This window comes from Streptomyces nogalater, from assembly GCF_039532885.1.
GTDB classification, from domain to species: domain Bacteria; phylum Actinomycetota; class Actinomycetes; order Streptomycetales; family Streptomycetaceae; genus Streptomyces; species Streptomyces nogalater.
This window is the reverse complement of the sequence record NZ_BAAASM010000048.1, coordinates 1-18,271: the sequence shown is the minus strand read 5'-3', so window position 1 is coordinate 18,271 and position 18,271 is coordinate 1. Positions and strand designations below refer to the sequence as shown.

Below are 18,271 nucleotides of genomic sequence, written 5' to 3'. Positions count from 1 at the left end.
GATCGGGTTTGCGATGCAGCGCCGTTGGTGCCGTGCTTCCGTGCGCCCGTCATGCATCAGGCGAACACCCGGCGTGCTCCGGTCCGGTGCGGTGGGGATGTGCGTACTGTTCGTGGGTTACGCGTCGATGCGGTTCGCCGAGCGCAGCCGCTGGAAGCTGCGCGCGAGCAGCCGGGAGACATGCATCTGGGAGACGCCGAGTTCGGCGCTGATCTGGGACTGGGTGAGATTGCTGTAGTAGCGCAGCAGCAGGATGCGCTGTTCCCGCTCGGGGAGCTGGACCAGGAGATGGCGGACCAGGTCGCGGTGTTCGACGCCGTCCAGGGCCGGGTCCTCGTAGCCGATCCGGTCCAGCAGGCCGGGCAGTCCGTCGCCCTCCTGGGCGGCCTCCAGCGAGGTGGCGTGGTAGGAGCGCCCTGCCTCGATGCAGCTGAGCACCTCCTCCTCGCTGATCCGGAGCCGCTCGGCGATCTCGGCGGTGCTCGGCGAGCGGCCGTAGAGCGTGGTCAGGTCCTCGGTCGCGCTGTTGACCTGGACCCACAGCTCGTGCAGGCGGCGCGGGACGTGGACGGTGCGGACGTTGTCGCGGAAGTAGCGCTTGATCTCGCCGACCACGGTGGGCATCGCGAAGGTCGGGAACTGCACGCCCCGGTCCGGGTCGAACCGGTCGATGGCGTTGATCAGGCCGATGGTGCCGACCTGGACGACGTCCTCCATCGGCTCGTTGCGGGAGCGGAAGCGGGCGGCGGCATAGCGCACGAGCGGGAGGTTCGCCTCGATCAGCGCCCCGCGCACCCGGTTGTGCTCCGGCGTGCCGGGGGTCAGCTGCTTCAGTTCGGTGAAGAGCACCTGGGTCAGGGCGCGGGTGTCCGCGCCACGGCGCTTTCCGGGGGCCGACGGGGTCGGGGACGCCGCCTCGTCCTGAGGGGGCGCAGTACTGGCCGACACGGTCAACGCCACCTCTTCGTCCGTCAATCATCCGTCAAAAGCGGTCATAGCATCACAAGACATGTGCACTGTGTGCAAGCACCTGATAACGCCGTGTTGCCGCCGGAAACCGACAAGTTGACGGGTGCGCGCCCATGCGCAAGCCCCCCGCCGGAAACGCTCGGCGGGGGGCTTGCGGGGCCGTAAGGCTCAGAACTCGTAGTCGGCGATCACCCAGGTGGCGAACTCACGCCACTGCGCGCCGGCCGCCTGGTGGGCCGGGTGCTCCAGATAGCGCTTGAGGGCGTCGGCGTCGTCGACGGCCGAGTTGATCGCGAAGTCGTAGGCGATGGGCCGGTCGCTGATGTTCCAGGCGCACTCCCAGAACCGCAGCTCCTCGATCTGCCCGCCGAGGGCCCGGAAGGCCTCGGCCCCTGCCACGACCCGCGGGTCGTCGCGCTCGACACCCTCGTTGAGCCTGAAGAGGACCAGATGGCGGATCATGGGGGTACCTCAGCTCTTTCCTCCGTTGGCGGCCCAGGTCATGAAGTCCCCGACGGCTCCGGCCGCGTCCGATATGCCTTCGAAGCCTATCTGGACGTAGTCGGCCGCCTTGGCCGGGTCCGTGATGATCACGTACAGCGCGAAGACCACCAGTACGTACACGGCGATCTTCTTGACGTTCACCGCCACCACGGCCTCCCCTGTGCCGGGCCCCGAGGCCCCTGTTGCCGGCCGCGAGTGTAACGTCCGCTCCCCGCCCACAGGGCCGACAGCCCGCCGACGCCCGCCCGTTGTGATCCGGAACACGCGAAAGACCCCGCCGTCGGCGGGGTCTTCCGGTGAGCGGTAGCGGAGGGATTTGAACCCTCGGTGACTTGCGCCACACTCGCTTTCGAGGCGAGCTCCTTCGGCCGCTCGGACACGCTACCGAGGGAGACCTTACAGCACGGGGCGGCGTGGTTCGAAATCGATATCCGGGAGCGGATCGGTGATGCCGGTCAGCGGTCCCGGAAGAACTCCGTGAGCGGCCGGGCGCACTCCGCCGCGAGGACGCCTCCGATGACCTCCGGGCGGTGGTTGAGCCGTCGGTCGCGGATCACGTCCCACAGGGAACCGGCCGCGCCCGCCTTGTCGTCCCGGGCGCCGTAGACCACCCGGTCCACCCGGGACTGGACGAGCGCGCCGGCGCACATCGTGCAGGGTTCCAGGGTCACCACGAGCGTGCAGCCGGTCAGCCGCCACTCGCGTGCCCGCCGTCCGGCGCCCGCCGCCTCGTTCAGGGTGGCCGCCGCCCGCCGGATGGCGAGGATCTCCGCGTGGGCCGTGGGATCGCCGGTGGCCTCACGCTCGTTGTGCCCGGTGCCGAGCACCGTCGTACCGTCCGGGGACAGCACGACGGCGCCGACGGGGACGTCGCCGCCCCGGACGGCCAGCCGGGCCTGGTCCAGGGCGAGCCGCATCGCCGCCCGCCAGCGGTCCCGAACCGGGTCCGGGGTGCCCTGCGGGCTCCGTACCGGGTCCGGGGTGTCCTGCGGATCCCGTGCCGTGGTCAGCGGACGGTCTCCAGCACCTCCGAGGCGCCCAGCGCCTCGGCGATCGTGCCCAGCGCGTCGTCGGCGTCCAGGGAACGCAGCTCCTTCTCGCTGATGCCCAGGTCGTCGAGGATGCCGCTGTCGCCCACCGGGCTGTGCGGCACCGCGTCGGCGGCGCTCTCCTCCTCGGCGTCCTCGGACTCGCCGTCCTCGGTGCCGTCGAGGTCCAGGTCGTCCAGGTCCGGACCGGCGTCCGCGCCGGGCTTCCGGCCGAGCAGCTCGTCGGTGAGCAGCAGCTCCCCGTACGCGCTGCGGCGGGCGGCGGCGGCGTCCGAGACGTAGATGCGAGGGTCGTCCTCGCCGTCCACGCGGACGACACCGAACCAGGAGTCCTCCTGCTCGATCAGGACGAGCACCGTGTCCTCGTCGGGAGAGGCTTCCCGGGCCAGGTCGGCCAGATCCGACAGGGTCTCCACATCGTCGAGCTCTGTGTCGCTCGCTTCCCACCCGTCTTCGGTGCGCGCGAGCAGTGCGGCGAAGTACACCGTGACTCTCCCACTGGTCATAGGCGTGCCGGTTGGGGGTCCCCCCGGCGGAGGTACTTGGGCGGAGAGAGCTGGGCTCCGAGCCCCACCCACTCGGAATCGTGGCAGAAACAAGGCGTTCAGGGGACGTCTTCGGCTCCCTGTGTCTGGCTGTTTCGATCGTGGATCCGTGATCGGCCCAGCAGCGCACTCATTGCCGCCACCTGCGGATCGTACGCGGGTTTTTCCCGCGCTCCCGCACGGCCACCTCTCCAACACCGGTGCGGGCGCCGCGCTTCCACGCCGGTCACGGTTGCGCGGGACTACCAGCGGAAGGTGCGCATCCGCAGCGCCTGGCGCAGCCGGGCGGCCTTGGTGCGCCGGGGCCGCACCCGGGCGCGCAGCTCCCGGGCCTCGGCGAGATCGCGCAGGAACCGGGCGCGCCGCCTGCGGCGTTCGGCGTCGGTCTCGGGTTTCTCGGGCTGGTCAGGCAGGTCGGACACGTCACACCACCCCACTCCGTCCTTCCCACTTTCCCCCGGACGGCCGGTTTGACGCCAGCGTGAGGGCGGCCGGAGGCGCAGGTACCGTTAGGAGCATGCGTCTCCATGTCGTCGACCACCCCCTGGTCGCTCACAAGCTCACCACGCTGCGCGACCAGCGCACCGACTCCGCGACCTTCCGGCGGCTCGCCGACGAGCTGGTCACCCTGCTCGCCTACGAGGCCACGCGGGACGTGCGCATCGAGGCCGTCGACATCCAGACACCGGTCGCCCGCACCACGGGTGTGAAGCTGGCCCGTCCCCGTCCGCTGGTGGTGCCGATCCTGCGGGCCGGTCTCGGCATGCTGGACGGCATGGTCCGGCTGCTGCCGACCGCCGAGGTGGGCTTCCTGGGCATGATCCGCAACGAGGAGACGCTGGAGGCGTCCACGTACGCCTCGCGCATGCCGGAGGACCTGTCGGGCCGCCAGGTGTACGTGCTGGACCCGATGCTGGCCACGGGCGGCACCCTGGTCGCGGCGATCCGGGAGCTGATCAAGCGCGGTGCGGACGATGTGACGGCCGTGGTGCTGCTGGCCTCCCCCGAGGGGGTCGCCGTGGTGGAGCGCGAGCTGGCGGGCACGCCGGTGACGGTGGTCACGGCGGCCGTCGACGACCACCTCGACGAGCAGGGGTACATAGTCCCGGGGCTCGGGGACGCGGGGGACCGGCTCTACGGGTCCGCGGAGTAGTTTCCCGCGCTTCTCGGTGCGCCGATCAGCAGGTCTTCTTCACGGGGGCCGTGGCGCCCGGGGCCGTCAGCGTGGTCAGGGCCTGGTCGGCCGTCCGCCGGCGGGTCAGGTCCTTGAACGCGTCGCCGATGATCAGGTCCAGGTCGGCGCTCTTGCGGGCGTCGGCGCGCCGTTCGGCGCCGGACAGCTGGGTGGCGAGCACCCGCAGCGAGGTGTCCTGGGCGGCGGGGGAACCGAGGAGCAGGCCCGTGCCCTTGACCTTCTTGTCGTAGGCCTTGGCCGCGTTGCCCACCTTGCCGATCCTGAAGCCGCGCCGGCGCAGTTCGTCCGCGGTCTTCTTGGCGAGCCCGCTGCGCGGGGTGGCGTTGTAGACGTTCACGGTGATCCGGCCGGGCGCGGGCAGGGACTTCGCCTGGGCCGCGGGGGCCAGGCCGGTGCCGGCACTCCGGGCGGCCTCGGTGCGGCAGTCCGTCGTACGGCCGGCCGCCGTGGTGCCGCCGCTGCCGCCGGTGAAGACGTCGATGAGCTGCACGGTGCCCCAGCCGAGCAGACCGAGGACGGCGACGGAGGCCACCGCCGCGGCCGCGAGCCTGCCGCGCCGGCGGGACGGACGCATGCGGGGGTACTTGTCCCCCGTGATCCGGTACTGGCCGCCCATGCCGGGGGGAGTCAGCATGCTCATGAGCGCAGCGTAGTGCGCCCGGGCGGCGATGCCTATCAGATGATCAGCCGATGGTGCCCGGCGAACCCGAAAGGGTCAACGGCCGTGTCGGACCGGGTCAGTCGAGTTCGAGCACGCGTGCGTGCAGCACCTGGCGCTGCTGGAGGGCGGCGCGGACCGCGCGGTGCAGCCCGTCCTCCAGATAGAGGTCGCCCTGCCACTTCACGACGTGCGCGAAGAGGTCGCCGTAGAACGTGGAGTCCTCCGCGAGCAGGGTCTCCAGATCGAGCTGCTGCTTGGTGGTGACGAGCTGATCGAGGCGGACCGGGCGCGGCGCGACGTCCGCCCACTGCCGGGTGCTCTCCCGGCCGTGGTCGGGGTACGGCCGGCCGTTTCCGATGCGCTTGAAGATCACACGGAAAGCCTACCGGCCCAGACGTTCCGGGCGCAGCCATGGCGGCCCGGTGCGACCCTGGAAAAGACGGTTCGAAGACAGGTGAAAGTCGGACTAAACAGGCAAATGGGCTGCTATGGCGCGCTCGACCTCGCCCGTTACGCACAGGCTGTGGACCGGGAGCCGGCGCACGAGAGGCCGAGCGCGGTCCGGCCCCGGCCCCGGGTCCTGGAAACGGCACCGGAGGCCGGGGGTGGCTCAGCGGTTGCGGTTCTCGTCCGGTGGGCGCTGGGGCCGGGGTGTGCGTCGGTCCGGCCCGGGGGCCGTTCCGCGCCGGGCCTCCGCGCGCAGCAGGGCGCGCAGGACGGCGTAGGGATCGTTGGGCATGGCTGTGCTGCTCCTTGCGTCGAGCCGGCTGACCTGCGGGGGAGCGCGGGTCCGTCAGCAGCGCAGCACCACCGTGCGTGGCAGTGGCGTGGAGCACGGCGAGGGGGACGCGTCCGGGCGCGGGCCGGCGGGTGCCGGGCCGGGCCGGGGCGCGGGGCCCCCGGGTACGCGGGTGCGGTGGCCGGGCCGGGCGGGCGGCCGTGGTGCCGTGCCGAGGGCGTCGTACTCGCCGGTCGCGGTGGCCACCGCCTCGGCGGCCACCGCGAGGTCCCAGGCGGCCTCGGCCGGCGCCTGGGCGCCGGGCAGCCACAGGGCGAGGAGCAGCACCAGGACCCGTAGCCGGTGGCGGCCCGGGGGAGTGCCGGTGCTCCCGCTGCTCATGGCACCTGTCTCCCCGGGCCGGGCGGGACGGCAGCACCCCGTCCCCCGGTTCCGCCCGCTCGGCCTACCCGCGGGGAGTGCGGTGGGCGGCGGTTCACAGCGTCCGTGGCACCCGGCGTGCCCGGCCGCGCATGCCCAGCGCGCCGAGGATCTCCACGACGCCCACCACGACCAGCCAGATCCCGCCGACGAGGGTGAGCACCGCGACCGACTCGAACGGCGAGTCGATGAGCACGATCCCGGCGACGAAGGTGAGGACCCCGAGGAGGATCTGCCAGCCCCGGGCGGGCATCCGGGGATCGTGTACGGCGGCCAGGAACTGGGTGATCCCCCGGAACAGCCAGCCGATGCCGATCCACAGGGCGAGCAGCAGGAGCGACCGCATGGGCCCGCGGAAGCAGAGCAGGCCGAGCAGGATCGACAGCGCGCCGCTGATGAAGGCCAGCACCCGCAGCGAGGTCGTCTGGTGGGTGCCGAAGGCGGCGACCAGCTGGAGGACCCCGCTGTAGAGCAGGTACAGGCCGAAGAGGACGCCGGCGGCGAGCAGGGAGGTGCCCGGCCAGACCAGCACCAGCACGCCGAGCACCAGGGAGCCGGCCCCGGTGAGCAGGACGGTCTGCCAGGCGGCCCGGGACAGGGCGTGCAGCGGGCCCTCGAACGGGGGTTCCGGCTCCGGATGGCCGCGGGCCGGTTCCGCCGCGGGGTGGCCACGGGCCGGTTCCGCCGCGTGGACGTGCCGGTCGTCGTACTCACGGTCCCCGGCGGGGCCGCCGCTCGGTGGCTCGGTCATGCTCCATGCTGGGAGCGGTCGGGGACCGGTGGCCACCGGGGTGGTCCGGACGAGGGTCCGGACGCGTCCGCTGCTTGTGCTCCTACTTCTTCTTCGCCGCCTTGGCCGCCGCCTTCATCTCCTGCTTGTGGGCGCGCACCTTGGCCAGCGACTCCGGGCCGGTGATGTCGGCGACCGACCGGAAGGAGCCGGGTTCGCCGTAGGCGCCGGCGGCCTCCCGCCAGCCCTTTGGGGTGACCCCGAGCCGCTTGCCGAGCAGGGCCAGGAAGATCTGCGCCTTCTGCTTGCCGAACCCCGGCAGGTCCTCCAGCCGGCCGAGCAGCTCCGGCCCGCTGCCGGCGTCCCGCCAGACCGCCTCGGCATCCCCGTCGTAGTGCTCGACGAGGTACTGGCACAGCTGCTGGATCCGCTTGGCCATCGAGCCCGGGTAGCGGTGCACCGCGGGCTTGTCGGAGAGCAGCGCGGCGAAGGCCTCCGGGTCCATCGCGGCGATCTCGTGGGCGTCCAGGTCCCCGGTGCCGAGCCGGTCGGCGATGGTCCGGGGGCCCTTGAACGCCCACTCCATCGGAATCTGCTGGTCCAGCAGCATCCCGGTCAGCGCGGCGAGCGGGGAACGCCCGAGCAGCGCGTCGGCCGCGGGGTCCTGGGCGAGGTGCAGGGTGACGTCCATGGGTCGATGATCCCGCGCCCCCGCCCGGCCCGCCCGCTCAGTCCGTTCCCCGGGGCGCGGGCTCCGGGCGCCAGTACCCGAGCGCGTGCACCCGCTGTTTCGGCACGCCCAGTTCCTTGCGCACGTAGCCCGCGAGGGCGCGGGTGGTCGTGGTGTCGCAGGCGATCCAGACGTACGGGTGCGGGGTGCCGGCGAGGACGGCGGGCAGCTCGGCGCGGATCCGTTCGACCAGGTGGGCCCCCGCGTCCCGGCGGGGCACCGGCCGGATCTCGTGCCGGCCGGGCTCGGCCTGGCAGGGCAGCCCCGCCGGCTCGCCCTCGAACCAGACGGTCGCCGGGGCCGGACCCAGGGCGCCGAGGAGGGAGTTGATGGCGGGCAGCGAGGCCGGGTCGCCGATCGCGACGAGGTGGGAGGGCGCGGGGTCGGGGTCCTGGAAGCCGGTGCCCTGGACGGTGGCCTCGACGGTGTCGCCGGGCCGCGCGGTCCGGGCCCAGTCGGAGGCCACGCCCGCGTGCAGGGCGAATTCGAGGCCGAAGGTGCCGGTGGCCGGGTCGGGGTCGACCAGGGTATAGGCCCGCTGGTGCGGCCGGCCGTGGTCGGAGAACCACAGCCGGACCCACATCGTCGGGTGGACACCGGTCGCGGCGAGCAGCCCGCCGTCGCTCAGCCGGAGCCGCCGGTAGTGAGGGGTCACGTCCTCGGTTTCGAGAACGGTCAGTACGAAGTCCTTGGCGCGCAGCAGTCGTAGGACCGCGCCTTCCCAGCCCCGCCCCTGTCCCATGCCCCCTCCATCGTTCGCGTACGATTCCGCCACAGAAAATACTTAGGCAAGGCTAACCTAAAATCTTCAAGGGGGTCCCTCGTGGCCATCGAGATCTACCGCGACGCCTGGGGCGTCCCCCACCTGCGCGCGTCCGACGCCCGTCAACTCGCCCACGCCCAGGGCCTGGTCACCGCGCACGACCGGGCCTGGCAACTGGAGGTCGAACGCCACCGGGCGCAGGGCACGTCCGCGTCCTTCCTCGGCGCCGAGGCCCTGTCCTGGGACATCTTCGCCCGCCGGGCGCGGCTCGCGGACACCGCCCGGCGCTGCTTCACCGCGCTGGAGCGCCGGGACCCCGAAACGGCCGACTGGGTACGGGCGTACGTCGCCGGCGTCAACGAGGGCCTCGCCGAAGGCGCCCGCCGCGCCCCCGAGTTCGCCCGCGTCCGACTGGCCCCGGGCCGCTGGCAGCCCTGGACGCCGCTCGGGGTCTGGCTCGGCACGCACGTCCTGTTCGCCGGGTTCCCCGCCAAGCTCTGGCGCGAGCAGGCGATACGGCACCTCGGCCCGGAGGCCGTCGGTCTGTTCGCCACGGACGGGACGGGCACGGCGGGCAGCAACGGCTGGCTCGTCACCGGTGAACGCACCGCCACCGGGCAGGCGCTGCTCGCGGGCGACCCGCACCGGTTCATCGAGGACCCCGGTGTCTACCAGCAGATCCGCCTGGCCTGCCCCGAGTTCGACGTCGTCGGCCTGGCCGTGCCCGGCGTGCCCGGCATCCCGCACTTCGGCCACACCGGCACGGTCGCCTGGGCGATCACCAACGCCATGGCCGACTACCAGGACCTCTACCGCGAACGGCTCCGCCGCACCGGCGCGGGCGTCGAGGCCCTCGGCCCGGACGGCACCTGGCAGCGCGCCGCCCGCCATACGGAGACCGTCCACATCGCCTCCGAACCACCGCTGGAGATAGAGCTCATCGAGACGCCCCGGGGCCCGGTGATCGCCGGGGGCCCGGAGGGCCTGGACGCGATCGTGGCGCCCGGAGCGGCGGGTTCGGGGCGCGGGCCGGAGGGGGATCGGCCGGAGGGAGAGCGGCCGGAGGAGGTGCGGCCGGTCCACGCGCCGGAACCGGAGAAGCGGGGCGCCGGCTCCGTACGGTCCGGAACCGCGCGGGGCGCCGGCTCCGCACGGGACGAAGCCGAGGCGCTCGCCCTGCGCTACCCGCCCCGCGTCACCGAAGACCTCGGTTTCAGCGCCCTCCTCCCCCTCCTGCGCGCCCGCACCGTCACCGACGTCGACCGCGCCCTGGACGCCTGGACCGAGCCGGTCAACGTCGTCCAGGCCGCCGACACCGCCGGCGGCACCCTGCACCGCGTCGCCGGAAAGGTCCCCCTCCGCGGCGAGACCAACCGCCACCACCCGGTGCCGGCCTGGCTCCCCGGCCACGACTGGTCCGGCACGCACGAGACGCCGTACGCCGACCCGCCCACCACCGACGGCATCGCCGTGATGGCCAACGCCCGCGGCCTCGCCACCCCCCTCGGCGTCGAGTTCGCCCCGCCCCACCGCGCCGCCCGTATCGGCGCCCTGCTCGACACGCGCCGTACCTGGACGGCCGACGACATGGCCGCGATCCACACCGACACCCACCTCGGCTCCGCCGCCCCGCTGCTGGAGCGCCTCACCGCCCTCACCGGACTCACCCCCGCCGCCGTGGCGCTGCGCGACCGCCTGCTCGACTGGGACCGCCGGATGGACGCGGACAGCACCGACGCGGCGGCGTTCGCCGCGCTGCGCCACGCGGTCGTACGCCGGCTCGCCGCGCACCCGGTCTTCGCCCCCCTCGCCGAGCCCCCCGCCTACCCGGACGTCCTGCTGCCCTGGCTGGCCCTCGTCCCCCGCGTCGGCCACGCCCTCGAACACCTCCTGCAAGCCAAGGAGCTGTACGACATCGACCGCACCGCGGTCGTCCGTGACGCCCTGGAGGAGGTCGCCGCCGCACCGCCGGCCCGCCCCTGGTCGGCCACCCACCGCCTGGCCCCCTGGCGGGCGCTGCCCGGGCAGCCGGCCACCGGCGACGCCGAACCCGGTCTCGGCGGCGACCACGACTGCGTGCTGTGCACCTCGGCCGTCCCCGGCGTCACCGACCGCGCCGCCCGCGGTCCGGCCGCCCGCTACGTCTGGGACCTGGCCGACCGCACGGGCAGCCGCTGGGTGGTGCCCTTCGGCGCCGACGGCGTACCCGGCAGCCCCCACCACCACGACCAGCTGCCCCTGTGGCTCAAGGGCGAACTCGCCCCCGTGGTCACCGACTGGGACCTGCTCACCCCCGAGCGAACCGCCCCCGACACCCCGAGGAACCCGATGACCGACCTGCACGTCCAGCACATCGACGGCTACGGCACCGTCCGTGTCCGCCCCGTCGACCCCGAGGGCGACGCGGAGCTGCTCCACGCCTGGGTGAGCGACGAACGCGCCGTGTTCTGGGGCATGAACGGCCTCACCAGGGACCAGGTCGCCGAGATATACGCCCACATGGCCACGCTCGACACCCACCACGCCCACCTGGTCGTCAAGGACGGCCAACCGGCGGCGCTCCTCCAGACGTACGAGCCGTCCGCCGACCGGGTCGGCGAGTGCTACGACGTCCGCCCCGGCGACATCGGCGTCCACCTCCTCCTCGCCCCCGCCGGTCCCGGCGGCGCGCACCCCGGCTGGACGTCCGGGCTGCTGAAGGCGTTGACGACGTACGTGCTGGGGGTCCTGGACCGGCAGCGGATCGTGATCGACCCGGACGTGCGCAACGCCAAGGCGATCGCCCGCTTCGAACGCCAGGGCTTCACCCGCGGCCCGGCCGTCGTGCTGCCCGAGGTCGACCTGCCCGAGGTGTACCTGCCCGAGAAGCACGCCCAACTCGCTTTTCTGGACCGGGCGGTAGCCTTCCCCGGGTGACGACGCCCGAAGAGCTGACCGCACGCTACGGCCTCGAACCCATCCCCCGCGAAGGCGGCCTGTTCCGGCGCACCTGGGCCGGGCCCGAGCGCCCGGACGGCCGCCCCGAAGGGTCGGCCATCGTGGCCCTGCTCACCGCCGACGACTTCTCCGCCCTGCACCGGCTGCCGTTCGACGAGGTCTGGCACTTCTACCTCGGCGACCCGCTCCAGATGCTGCTCCTCGCCCCCGACGGCACCACCGCCAGGCCCGTCCTGGGTCCGGACCCCGGCACGGGCCAGCACCTCCAGCTGACCGTGCCGGCCCGCACCTGGATGGGCGCGCGGGTGGCGGCGGGCGGCGCGTGGACGTTCTTCGGCTGCACGATGGCCCCCGGGTTCACCTACGCGGACTACGAACACGGGAACCCGGCCGACCTCACGGCGCGTTACCCGGCCGAGGCCGCCCTGATCACGGAGCTTTGCCGTCCATGACCCAAGCCGCGTCACCGTTCACGGAGTTCTGCCGCCCATGACCCCGACCACGCGCCTGCTCGACGGACAGACCGCGCTGGTGACCGGCGCGGGCGGTGGCATCGGCCGCGCCCTCGCCCTGCGCTTCGCGGAGCACGGCGCGGCGGTCGCCGTGCACTGCCGTACGGCGCTCACCGCCGCCACCGAGGTGGCCGACCGCATCCGGGCGGCGGGCGGCAGGGCGGTCGTGCTCCAGGCCGACCTGACCGACGAGGCCGCCTGCCACCGCCTGGTCGAGGAGACGACGGCCTGGTCCGACGGGCACCTGACCGCGCTCGTCAACAACGCGGCCGTCCAGCCCGTCCAGCCGCTCCCGGAGCTGACGGCCAAGGACTGGCGCGGGGTCGTCGACACCAACCTCACCAGCGTCTTCGCCTGCACCCAGGCCGCAGCCGCCCATATGCGCGCCCACGGCGGCGGCACCATCACCCACATCGCCTCCATCGAGGCCGCCCACCCGGCCCCCGGCCACGCCCACTACGGCGCGGCCAAGGCGGCGGTGGTCATGCACGCCCGCGCGGCGGCCCTGGAATACGGCCCCGACGGCATCCGCGTCAACACGGTCTCGCCCGGCCTGATCGACCGGCCGGGCCTGACCGAGTCCTGGCCGGACGGTGTACGCCGCTGGCTCGCCGCCGCCCCGGCCGGCCGCCTGGGCCGCCCCGAGGACGTGGCCGACGCCTGCGCCTTCCTCGCCTCCCCGCTCGCCTCCTGGATCACCGGCCACGACCTGGTGGTGGACGGCGGTGTGACGTCGCGTCCGACCTGGTGAGCACACCGGCCGTGCCCTCCGTACCTATCCCGGGGCCCGGTCAGGGGGCGCGGGCACACGAGGGGACGGACGGAGGCCGAGGGTGGGGCACGGCGCGGACGGAACACCACGACGACGCGCCCGGCGGGCCGGGGACCACGGGACGTCCCAGCAGGGCCCCACCCTCCGGCCGCGTACCCGACGGGACTTCGCGCCCCGGTCTACGACGCCCCGGTCCACGACGCTTCGGTCTACGACGCCCCGGTCCACGGCGTCCCGGTCCACGGCGCTTCGGTGCCCCGCCCGCGCACTGCCGACGTTCCGCTTCCCAGCCGTTCGGTCCGGCGTGGGCCGGTTGCCGGTCTTCCGGTTCCCGGTGCGTCGGTCTGGCTTGGGCCGGTTGTCGATCTTCCGGTTTCTGCCGCTCGGGTCCGGTGTGGACCTGTGGTCGGTCTTCCGGTTCCCGGTGTCCGGGTCAGGCGTACGCCGGTTGCCGGTCATCCGGTTCCCGGCGCTTCCGTTCGGCGTACGACGGCTGTCGGGGTTCCGTCGCCGCGCCCGCCCGCCGGTGGCCGCGCTCCTGCTCCCCGCCCTCCTGCTCCCCGTCCTCCTGTCCGGCCTGCTCCTCGGCACGGCCGCCCCCGCCTCCGCGCACGCCGTGCTGCGGGCGACGGACCCCGCCGACGGGACCGTCCTGCGTACCGCGCCCCGGCACCTGACCCTGACCTTCAGCGAGTCGGTCGGCCTGCTGAGCGACTCCTTCCGGGTCTACGACCCCGGTAACCACCGCGTCCGTACCGCCCCCGCCGGCCACGCCCCCGGCCACCCCGGCACCGCCCGGGTCACCCTGCCCGCCCGCCTCGCCCCCGGTACGTACACCGTCGCCTGGCGGGTGGTGTCGGCCGACAGCCACCCGGTGTCCGGCGCCCTCACCTTTTCGATGGGCGAACGCACGGCGGCCCCGTCGGCCCCGCTCCCGGAGCCGGCGGAACACCCGGCCACCACCGCCCTGCACACGATCGCGCGCCACCTCGCCTACCTCTCCCTGGCCCTGCTCCTCGGCACCGCCGCCTTCGTGGCGTACTGCCGTCCGCCCATGACGGCCCATCTGCGCACCCCCGCCCTGACCGCCGCCGGCACGCTGCTCGCCGCCACGGCCGCCGGCTACCTCCTGCGAGCGCCGTACGAGCAGGGCACCTCCCCGGCGACCGCCCTCACCGCCTCCGCCCTCGCCCACACGGCGACGACCCGCCCCGGCCTGCTGCTCCTGGCCCGGGTCGCACTGCTGCTCCTGGCGGCGGCCGGCGCGGCCCTGCTGCGGGGGCGCCGCGCCCGCCTCCCGCGCCGCGCCGCCGTGGCGGTGGCCGCGGTCCTCGCCGTCGCCCTGACCCTGACCTGGCCGGCCTCCGGCCACGCGGCGGCCGGCCGCCAGGCCCCGGTGGCGATCGTCTCGGCCACCCTGCACCTGCTGGCGACGGCGGCCTGGCTGGGCGGCCTGGCCGCGCTGCTGTGGACGCTGCGGCGCGTCCCCGCACCGCACGGCGTCCCCGCACCGCACGGCCTGCCCGTCTCGGTCCCGGCCCGCTTCTCCCGGCTGGCGACCGCCTCGGTGACGGTCCTGGTGCTGACCGGCACCTACCAGTCCTGGCGCGGCCTGGGCTCCTGGCACGCGTTGACCACCACCACGTACGGGCGGATCCTGCTGGCCAAACTGACGGCGGTCGGCGCCCTGCTCCTCGCGGCGGCCCGCTCCCGCACCTGGACCGCCCGCCTGGGCAAGGCGTCCACCACCCCCGACCCGCGTTCCCTGCGCCGCTCGGTCCTCGCGGAGGCGGCCGTGGCCACCGTCGTCCTCGCCCTGACCACCCTGCTGACCGGCACCGTCCCCGGCCGCGCGGCGACGGAGGCGGCGGCACCGGCGCCCGCGCCCGGCCCCGTGTCGGCGGCGGCCGGGATTCCCACGGCCTCCGTCACCACGCTCCCCTTCGACACCGGCGCCCCCGGCGGACACGGCAAGGTCCAGATCACCCTGGACCCCGGTCGGACGGGCGGGAACTCCGTCCAGGCGGTGGTCTACGGCCCCGACGGCGGCCTCTCCTCGGTCCCGGAACTCCGCGTCACCCTCACGTTGCCGGCCCAGCGCGTGGGTCCCTTGGACACCCGTGTCACGGACCGCGGCGGCTACTGGGCAGCCGACGCCTTCACCCTCCCCCTCCCCGGCACCTGGACGCTGAAGGCGACGGTCCGCGTCTCGGAGGTGGACCAGGCGACGGTGTCGGCACCGCTACACGTGACCCGCTAGGCCGCCGTCACGCCCCCGCGCCCGGCCCCCCCGCAAGGTGGCCCGGTAGGCGCTGGGCGATGTCCCCAGCGCCGCGGGGAAGCGCTGCCGCGGATTCGCGGCCGTACCCGGCCCGGCCCGCTCGGCCACCTGCTCCACCGGCAGATCCGACTCCTCCAGCAGCTCCCGGACCCGCTGACCGCTCCCCAGCGATCACGGGTCCGGAAGGGCCTGCTTGGACAGACATACGCCGAAGGGCCGGACCGCTGCTGCGGTCCGGCCCTTCGGGCTGGCGGAGGATACGAGATTCGAACTCGTGAGGGGTTGCCCCCAACACGCTTTCCAAGCGTGCGCCCTAGGCCTCTAGGCGAATCCTCCGCCGGAAACATTACATGACCGAGGGGAGTGCTCGCGAACTCGTTCCCGCAGGCCGTTCCCGGGTGCGGGGGGCGGGCGATCGGGTTCGGTCCGGGGGCCGCCATCGGGTACTGTGGGGCACAGCCCCTCACGCGGCGCTATCTGACTGAACTCCCCCAGGGCCGGAAGGCAGCAAGGGTAGGTCGGCTCTGGCGGGTGCGTGGGGGGCGCTCGCGTTCCCGGACCCGGAGTCCGGATCCGCGGGCGGAGCCTGTTGTCAGTGCGCCCCATTAACCTCGTATGCGTGTCGTCTCTCGCGCTGTACCGCCGCTATCGCCCGGAGACCTTTGCCGAGGTCATCGGGCAGGAGCATGTCACCGACCCGCTGCAGCAGGCGCTGCGGAACAACCGGGTCAATCACGCGTACCTGTTCAGCGGCCCCCGCGGATGCGGCAAGACGACCAGCGCGCGCATCCTCGCCCGCTGTCTGAACTGTGAGCAAGGTCCCACGCCGACCCCCTGCGGGGAGTGCCAGTCGTGCCGCGACCTGGCCCGGAACGGACCGGGGTCCATCGACGTCATCGAGATCGACGCGGCCTCTCACGGTGGTGTGGACGACGCCCGTGAGCTGCGCGAGAAGGCCTTCTTCGGCCCCGCGGGCAGCCGCTACAAGATCTACATCATCGACGAGGCCCACATGGTCACGTCGGCCGGCTTCAACGCGCTGCTGAAGGTCGTCGAGGAGCCGCCGGAGCACCTGAAGTTCATCTTCGCGACCACCGAGCCCGAGAAGGTCATCGGCACCATCCGGTCGCGGACCCACCACTACCCGTTCCGGCTCGTCCCCCCGGGCACCCTGCGCGAGTACCTGGGCGAGGTGTGCCGGAAGGAGGACATCCCGGTCGAGGACGGCGTGCTGCCGCTCGTCGTGCGCGCCGGCGCGGGTTCCGTGCGTGACTCCATGTCCGTCATGGACCAGCTCCTCGCCGGCGCCGGCGAGGACGGTGTGACGTATGCCATGGCCACCTCCCTCCTCGGCTACACCGACGGCTCCCTGCTCGACTCCGTCGTGGAGGCCTTCGCCACCGGTGACGGGGCCGCCGCCTTCGAGGTCGTGGACCGGGTCATCGAGGGCGGCAACGACCCGCGCCGCTTCGTCGCCGACCTGCTGGAGCGGCTGCGCGACCTGGTGATCCTCGCCGCCGTCCCGGACGCCGTGGAGAAGGGCCTCCTCGACGCTCCGGCCGACGTGCTGGAGCGGATGCAGGCCCAGGCCGAGACGTTCGGCGCCGCCGAGCTGAGCCGCGCCGCCGACCTGGTCAACGAGGGCCTGACCGAGATGCGCGGCGCCACCTCGCCCCGCCTCCAGCTGGAACTGATCTGCGCCCGTGTGCTGCTCCCCGCGGCCTATGGCGACGAGCGGTCCCTCATGGCCCGCCTCGACCGCCTGGAGCGCGGCATCGGCTTCTCGGGCGGGGGCGGCATGCCCGCCATGGGGTACGTCCCGGGTCCCGAGGCCCACGGCGGTGCCGCCGCGGCGGGGCCCGGCATGGGCGCGGGTGCGGGCGTCGCGGGTGCGTCGTCCGTGCCGCCCGGTGGAGGTCCCGCCGCGGCCCGCGCGGCCGTCCGGGCCGCGGGTGGCCCCGGTGGCCCCGGTGGCCAGGGTGGTGTGAGTGGTCCCGGTGGGCTCGGTGGTTCAGGTGTTCCGGGGGGTGCGGGGGTTCCTGCTGGTGCCGGTGCCGTGGGTGGCCCGGCTGGTGCCGGTGGCCTTGGCGGTTCCGGGGGTCCCGCTGGTTCCGGTGGTGTTTCCACGGGTCCTGGTGGCCCTGGTGGTCCTGGTGTTCCGGCGGGCCCCGGTGGTCCTGGTGGTTCGGGTGCCCCGGCAGGCCCCGGTGGGCCGGTCGAGGCCGTCGCCCCCGTCGCACCGGCGCCTTCGCCCGCCCCTGCCCCCGCCCCGGAAGCTACGGCTCCCGCAGCCGAGGCTCCGGCCACCCCGGCCGCTCCCGCCCCCGGCGCCTGGCCCACCCCAACCCCCGCCGGCAGTGGCCGGCGCCCCGGTGGCTGGCCCACGGCCGCCGCTCCGGCGAGCGGGCGGGCAGGTCAGGGTCAGGGCGCCGGTCAGCCCCAGCAGTCCCAGCAGCCGGGCCGTCAGGCACCGGCGCCCGCGCCTCAGGCACCGGCGCCCGCCCCCGCCGGTGGCCTCGACCCCCGCGCGCTCTGGCCGAACATCCTGGAGGCCGTCAAGAACCGCCGCCGCTTCACCTGGATCCTGCTCAGCCAGAACGCCCAGGTGACCGGCTTCGACGGCACCACCCTCCAGCTCGGCTTCGTCAACGCCGGTGCCCGTGACAACTTCGCCGGCAGCGGCAGCGAGGACGTACTGCGGCAGGCGCTGACCGAGCAGTTCAACGTGCAGTGGAAGATCGAGGCGGTCGTCGACCCGTCCGGCGGCGGTGCCCCGCAGGCCCCGGGCGGTGCGCCCGGCTACGGCAGCGCTGCCCCCGGTGGCTACGGCAGTGCTCCCGGCGGTGGCTACGGCGCCCCGGCCGCCGCCCGCCCGGCGGCCCCCCAGGCTGCCGCGCAGGCCCCCGCCGCCGCCCGGCACAGCGCCCCGGCCGAGCCCGCGCCCGCGCCGGCGCCGCAACCGGCCGCCGCCCCCGAGCCGCCGCCCGTCGCCCCCGAGGACGACATCCCCGAGGACGACGACCCGGATCTGGACGAGTCGGCCCTGTCCGGCCACGAGCTGATCGTGCGCGAGCTGGGCGCGACGGTCGTGGAGGAGTTCTCCAACGAGTAGCCGCCGGCGGCCGGGCCGCCCACGTGGGCGGCCCGGCCCCATCCGGCGCGCTCGAAGGAAACCCCCGCGACGGAAGCCGCGAACAACGCGGTCGCCCCTGCCCGGCACCCCTCGCCCGGTTGGTCACCTCGAACCTGCCGCCCGCCTCTACCCGGCACCTTTCGTCCGCCCGCTGCCCGGACTCTCTCGACATCAGCCGGCCCTCCGACCCGGCGCCGGGGCCCCCGCCGCCTGCCGCCCCTGCCCGGCACCCCCCGGCCCGGTCCCCCCGGCCCGGCACCCCCCGCCCGGCTTGTCCGAACCTCACGCCCGCCCCCGCCCGGAACCCCTCCCCCTCCCCGCCCCCGCCCAC

19 protein-coding genes, 2 tRNA genes, 1 other RNA gene and 1 pseudogene are annotated in these 18,271 nt (G+C 74.3%); 7 read left to right on the top strand and 16 right to left on the bottom strand.

From position 1 onward, the window contains the following. Positions 1-117: 117 nt before the first annotated feature. The 7 genes from ABD350_RS28420 to ABD350_RS28390 form a co-directional block, all read right to left on the bottom strand. Complete coding sequence (locus ABD350_RS28420; RefSeq protein ID WP_189995297.1) at positions 118-954, bottom strand: RNA polymerase sigma factor SigF; 837 nt, start codon at positions 952-954, stop codon at positions 118-120. A gap of 183 nt (positions 955-1,137) precedes the next feature. Next, positions 1,138-1,431 carry a Dabb family protein gene (locus tag ABD350_RS28415; protein ID WP_344351500.1) on the bottom strand — a complete coding sequence of 98 codons (294 nt, stop codon included), beginning with the start codon at positions 1,429-1,431 and terminating at the stop codon, positions 1,138-1,140. A 9-nt stretch (positions 1,432-1,440) separates the two neighbouring features. Further along, the gene (locus ABD350_RS28410) at positions 1,441-1,620 is read right to left on the bottom strand and encodes a hypothetical protein (RefSeq protein WP_344351499.1); all 180 of its coding nucleotides are present in this window, start codon (positions 1,618-1,620) and stop codon (positions 1,441-1,443) included. A gap of 154 nt (positions 1,621-1,774) precedes the next feature. After that, positions 1,775-1,859: transfer RNA gene (locus tag ABD350_RS28405), tRNA-Ser, on the bottom strand. A 69-nt stretch (positions 1,860-1,928) separates the two neighbouring features. After that, on the bottom strand, positions 1,929-2,390 hold the full coding sequence (gene tadA / locus ABD350_RS28400) for a tRNA adenosine(34) deaminase TadA (RefSeq protein ID WP_344351498.1): 462 nt from the start codon (positions 2,388-2,390) through the stop codon (positions 1,929-1,931). An 89-nt stretch (positions 2,391-2,479) separates the two neighbouring features. Continuing rightward, positions 2,480-3,007: a tRNA adenosine deaminase-associated protein gene (locus ABD350_RS28395; protein ID WP_344351519.1), complete on the bottom strand. Its 528-nt coding sequence runs from the start codon at positions 3,005-3,007 to the stop codon at positions 2,480-2,482. Positions 3,008-3,309: 302 nt separating this feature from the next. Then, positions 3,310-3,504 (bottom strand): hypothetical protein, encoded by a 195-nt coding sequence (locus ABD350_RS28390; protein WP_037656004.1) that lies wholly within the window; start codon positions 3,502-3,504, stop codon positions 3,310-3,312. Between the two features lie 80 nt (positions 3,505-3,584). Here ABD350_RS28390 and upp point away from each other — a divergent pair, with 80 nt between their 5' ends. After that, positions 3,585-4,220: a uracil phosphoribosyltransferase gene (gene upp / locus ABD350_RS28385; protein WP_344351497.1), complete on the top strand. Its 636-nt coding sequence runs from the start codon at positions 3,585-3,587 to the stop codon at positions 4,218-4,220. Positions 4,221-4,245: 25 nt separating this feature from the next. On the opposite strand, the gene ABD350_RS28380 is transcribed toward upp, so the two are convergent. The 7 genes from ABD350_RS28380 to ABD350_RS28350 all read right to left on the bottom strand — a co-directional run bounded on the left by ABD350_RS28380 (position 4,246) and on the right by ABD350_RS28350 (position 8,284). Beyond that, positions 4,246-4,902, bottom strand: coding sequence for a LytR C-terminal domain-containing protein (locus ABD350_RS28380; RefSeq protein WP_344351496.1), 657 nt, complete (start codon positions 4,900-4,902; stop codon positions 4,246-4,248). Between the two features lie 97 nt (positions 4,903-4,999). Next, complete coding sequence (locus ABD350_RS28375; protein WP_004943146.1) at positions 5,000-5,296, bottom strand: type II toxin-antitoxin system VapB family antitoxin; 297 nt, start codon at positions 5,294-5,296, stop codon at positions 5,000-5,002. A 237-nt stretch (positions 5,297-5,533) separates the two neighbouring features. Further along, positions 5,534-5,662, bottom strand: a complete 129-nt coding sequence (locus ABD350_RS28370; RefSeq protein ID WP_344351495.1) for a hypothetical protein — start codon at positions 5,660-5,662, stop codon at positions 5,534-5,536. 54 nt (positions 5,663-5,716) lie between these two features. Then, positions 5,717-6,043: a hypothetical protein gene (locus ABD350_RS28365; protein ID WP_344351494.1), complete on the bottom strand. Its 327-nt coding sequence runs from the start codon at positions 6,041-6,043 to the stop codon at positions 5,717-5,719. 94 nt (positions 6,044-6,137) lie between these two features. Further along, positions 6,138-6,833, bottom strand: coding sequence for an HdeD family acid-resistance protein (locus ABD350_RS28360; RefSeq protein WP_344351493.1), 696 nt, complete (start codon positions 6,831-6,833; stop codon positions 6,138-6,140). 82 nt (positions 6,834-6,915) lie between these two features. Next, positions 6,916-7,503 carry an HhH-GPD-type base excision DNA repair protein gene (locus ABD350_RS28355; protein ID WP_344351492.1) on the bottom strand — a complete coding sequence of 196 codons (588 nt, stop codon included), beginning with the start codon at positions 7,501-7,503 and terminating at the stop codon, positions 6,916-6,918. A gap of 37 nt (positions 7,504-7,540) precedes the next feature. Continuing rightward, positions 7,541-8,284, bottom strand: a complete 744-nt coding sequence (locus ABD350_RS28350) for a siderophore-interacting protein (protein WP_344351491.1) — start codon at positions 8,282-8,284, stop codon at positions 7,541-7,543. An 81-nt stretch (positions 8,285-8,365) separates the two neighbouring features. Between ABD350_RS28350 and ABD350_RS28345 the strand changes: the two genes are divergently transcribed. The 4 genes from ABD350_RS28345 (at position 8,366) to ABD350_RS28330 (ending at position 14,786) form a co-directional block, all read left to right on the top strand. After that, positions 8,366-11,221, top strand: a complete 2,856-nt coding sequence (locus ABD350_RS28345) for a GNAT family N-acetyltransferase (protein ID WP_344351490.1) — start codon at positions 8,366-8,368, stop codon at positions 11,219-11,221. Continuing rightward, entirely contained in the window at positions 11,218-11,694 is a 477-nt protein-coding gene (locus tag ABD350_RS28340) for a cupin domain-containing protein (RefSeq protein WP_344351489.1), read from the top strand. The genes ABD350_RS28345 and ABD350_RS28340 overlap by 4 nt, the downstream gene beginning before the upstream one ends. Positions 11,695-11,731: 37 nt before the next feature. After that, positions 11,732-12,505, top strand: coding sequence for an SDR family NAD(P)-dependent oxidoreductase (locus ABD350_RS28335; protein WP_344351488.1), 774 nt, complete (start codon positions 11,732-11,734; stop codon positions 12,503-12,505). Positions 12,506-13,052: 547 nt separating this feature from the next. Beyond that, the gene (locus ABD350_RS28330; protein ID WP_344351518.1) at positions 13,053-14,786 is read left to right on the top strand and encodes a copper resistance CopC/CopD family protein; all 1,734 of its coding nucleotides are present in this window, start codon (positions 13,053-13,055) and stop codon (positions 14,784-14,786) included. Here ABD350_RS28330 and ABD350_RS28325 read toward each other — a convergent pair. Both ABD350_RS28325 and ABD350_RS28320 read right to left on the bottom strand, forming a co-directional pair. Beyond that, a pseudogene (locus ABD350_RS28325) lies at positions 14,769-14,954 on the bottom strand (AraC family transcriptional regulator); the annotation flags it as partial. The gene ABD350_RS28330 and the pseudogene ABD350_RS28325 overlap by 18 nt on opposite strands. A gap of 101 nt (positions 14,955-15,055) precedes the next feature. Continuing rightward, a tRNA-Ser gene (locus ABD350_RS28320) sits at positions 15,056-15,143 on the bottom strand. 118 nt (positions 15,144-15,261) lie between these two features. Between ABD350_RS28320 and ffs the strand changes: the two genes are divergently transcribed. Together ffs and ABD350_RS28310 are read left to right on the top strand one after the other, a co-directional pair. Beyond that, positions 15,262-15,360: signal recognition particle sRNA small type (ffs, locus tag ABD350_RS28315), an RNA gene on the top strand. 66 nt (positions 15,361-15,426) lie between these two features. Further along, positions 15,427-17,919, top strand: a complete 2,493-nt coding sequence (locus ABD350_RS28310) for a DNA polymerase III subunit gamma and tau (protein ID WP_344351487.1) — start codon at positions 15,427-15,429, stop codon at positions 17,917-17,919. The last annotated feature ends 352 nt before the right edge of the window (positions 17,920-18,271 follow it).

What these genes read in the sequence shown, in the direction of transcription:
- ABD350_RS28350 (WP_344351491.1), bottom strand. Translation starts at nt 8,284, where the DNA reads ATGGGACAGGGGCGGGGCTGGGAAGGCGCGGTCCTACGACTGCTGCGC.
- ABD350_RS28415 (WP_344351500.1), bottom strand. Translation starts at nt 1,431, where the DNA reads ATGATCCGCCATCTGGTCCTCTTCAGGCTCAACGAGGGTGTCGAGCGC.
- ABD350_RS28380 (WP_344351496.1), bottom strand. Translation starts at nt 4,902, where the DNA reads ATGAGCATGCTGACTCCCCCCGGCATGGGCGGCCAGTACCGGATCACG.
- ABD350_RS28365 (WP_344351494.1), bottom strand. Translation starts at nt 6,043, where the DNA reads ATGAGCAGCGGGAGCACCGGCACTCCCCCGGGCCGCCACCGGCTACGG.
- ABD350_RS28355 (WP_344351492.1), bottom strand. Translation starts at nt 7,503, where the DNA reads ATGGACGTCACCCTGCACCTCGCCCAGGACCCCGCGGCCGACGCGCTG.
- upp (WP_344351497.1), top strand. Translation starts at nt 3,585, where the DNA reads ATGCGTCTCCATGTCGTCGACCACCCCCTGGTCGCTCACAAGCTCACC.
- ABD350_RS28335 (WP_344351488.1), top strand. Translation starts at nt 11,732, where the DNA reads ATGACCCCGACCACGCGCCTGCTCGACGGACAGACCGCGCTGGTGACC.
- tadA (WP_344351498.1), bottom strand. Translation starts at nt 2,390, where the DNA reads ATGCGGCTCGCCCTGGACCAGGCCCGGCTGGCCGTCCGGGGCGGCGAC.
- ABD350_RS28360 (WP_344351493.1), bottom strand. Translation starts at nt 6,833, where the DNA reads ATGACCGAGCCACCGAGCGGCGGCCCCGCCGGGGACCGTGAGTACGAC.
- ABD350_RS28370 (WP_344351495.1), bottom strand. Translation starts at nt 5,662, where the DNA reads ATGCCCAACGATCCCTACGCCGTCCTGCGCGCCCTGCTGCGCGCGGAG.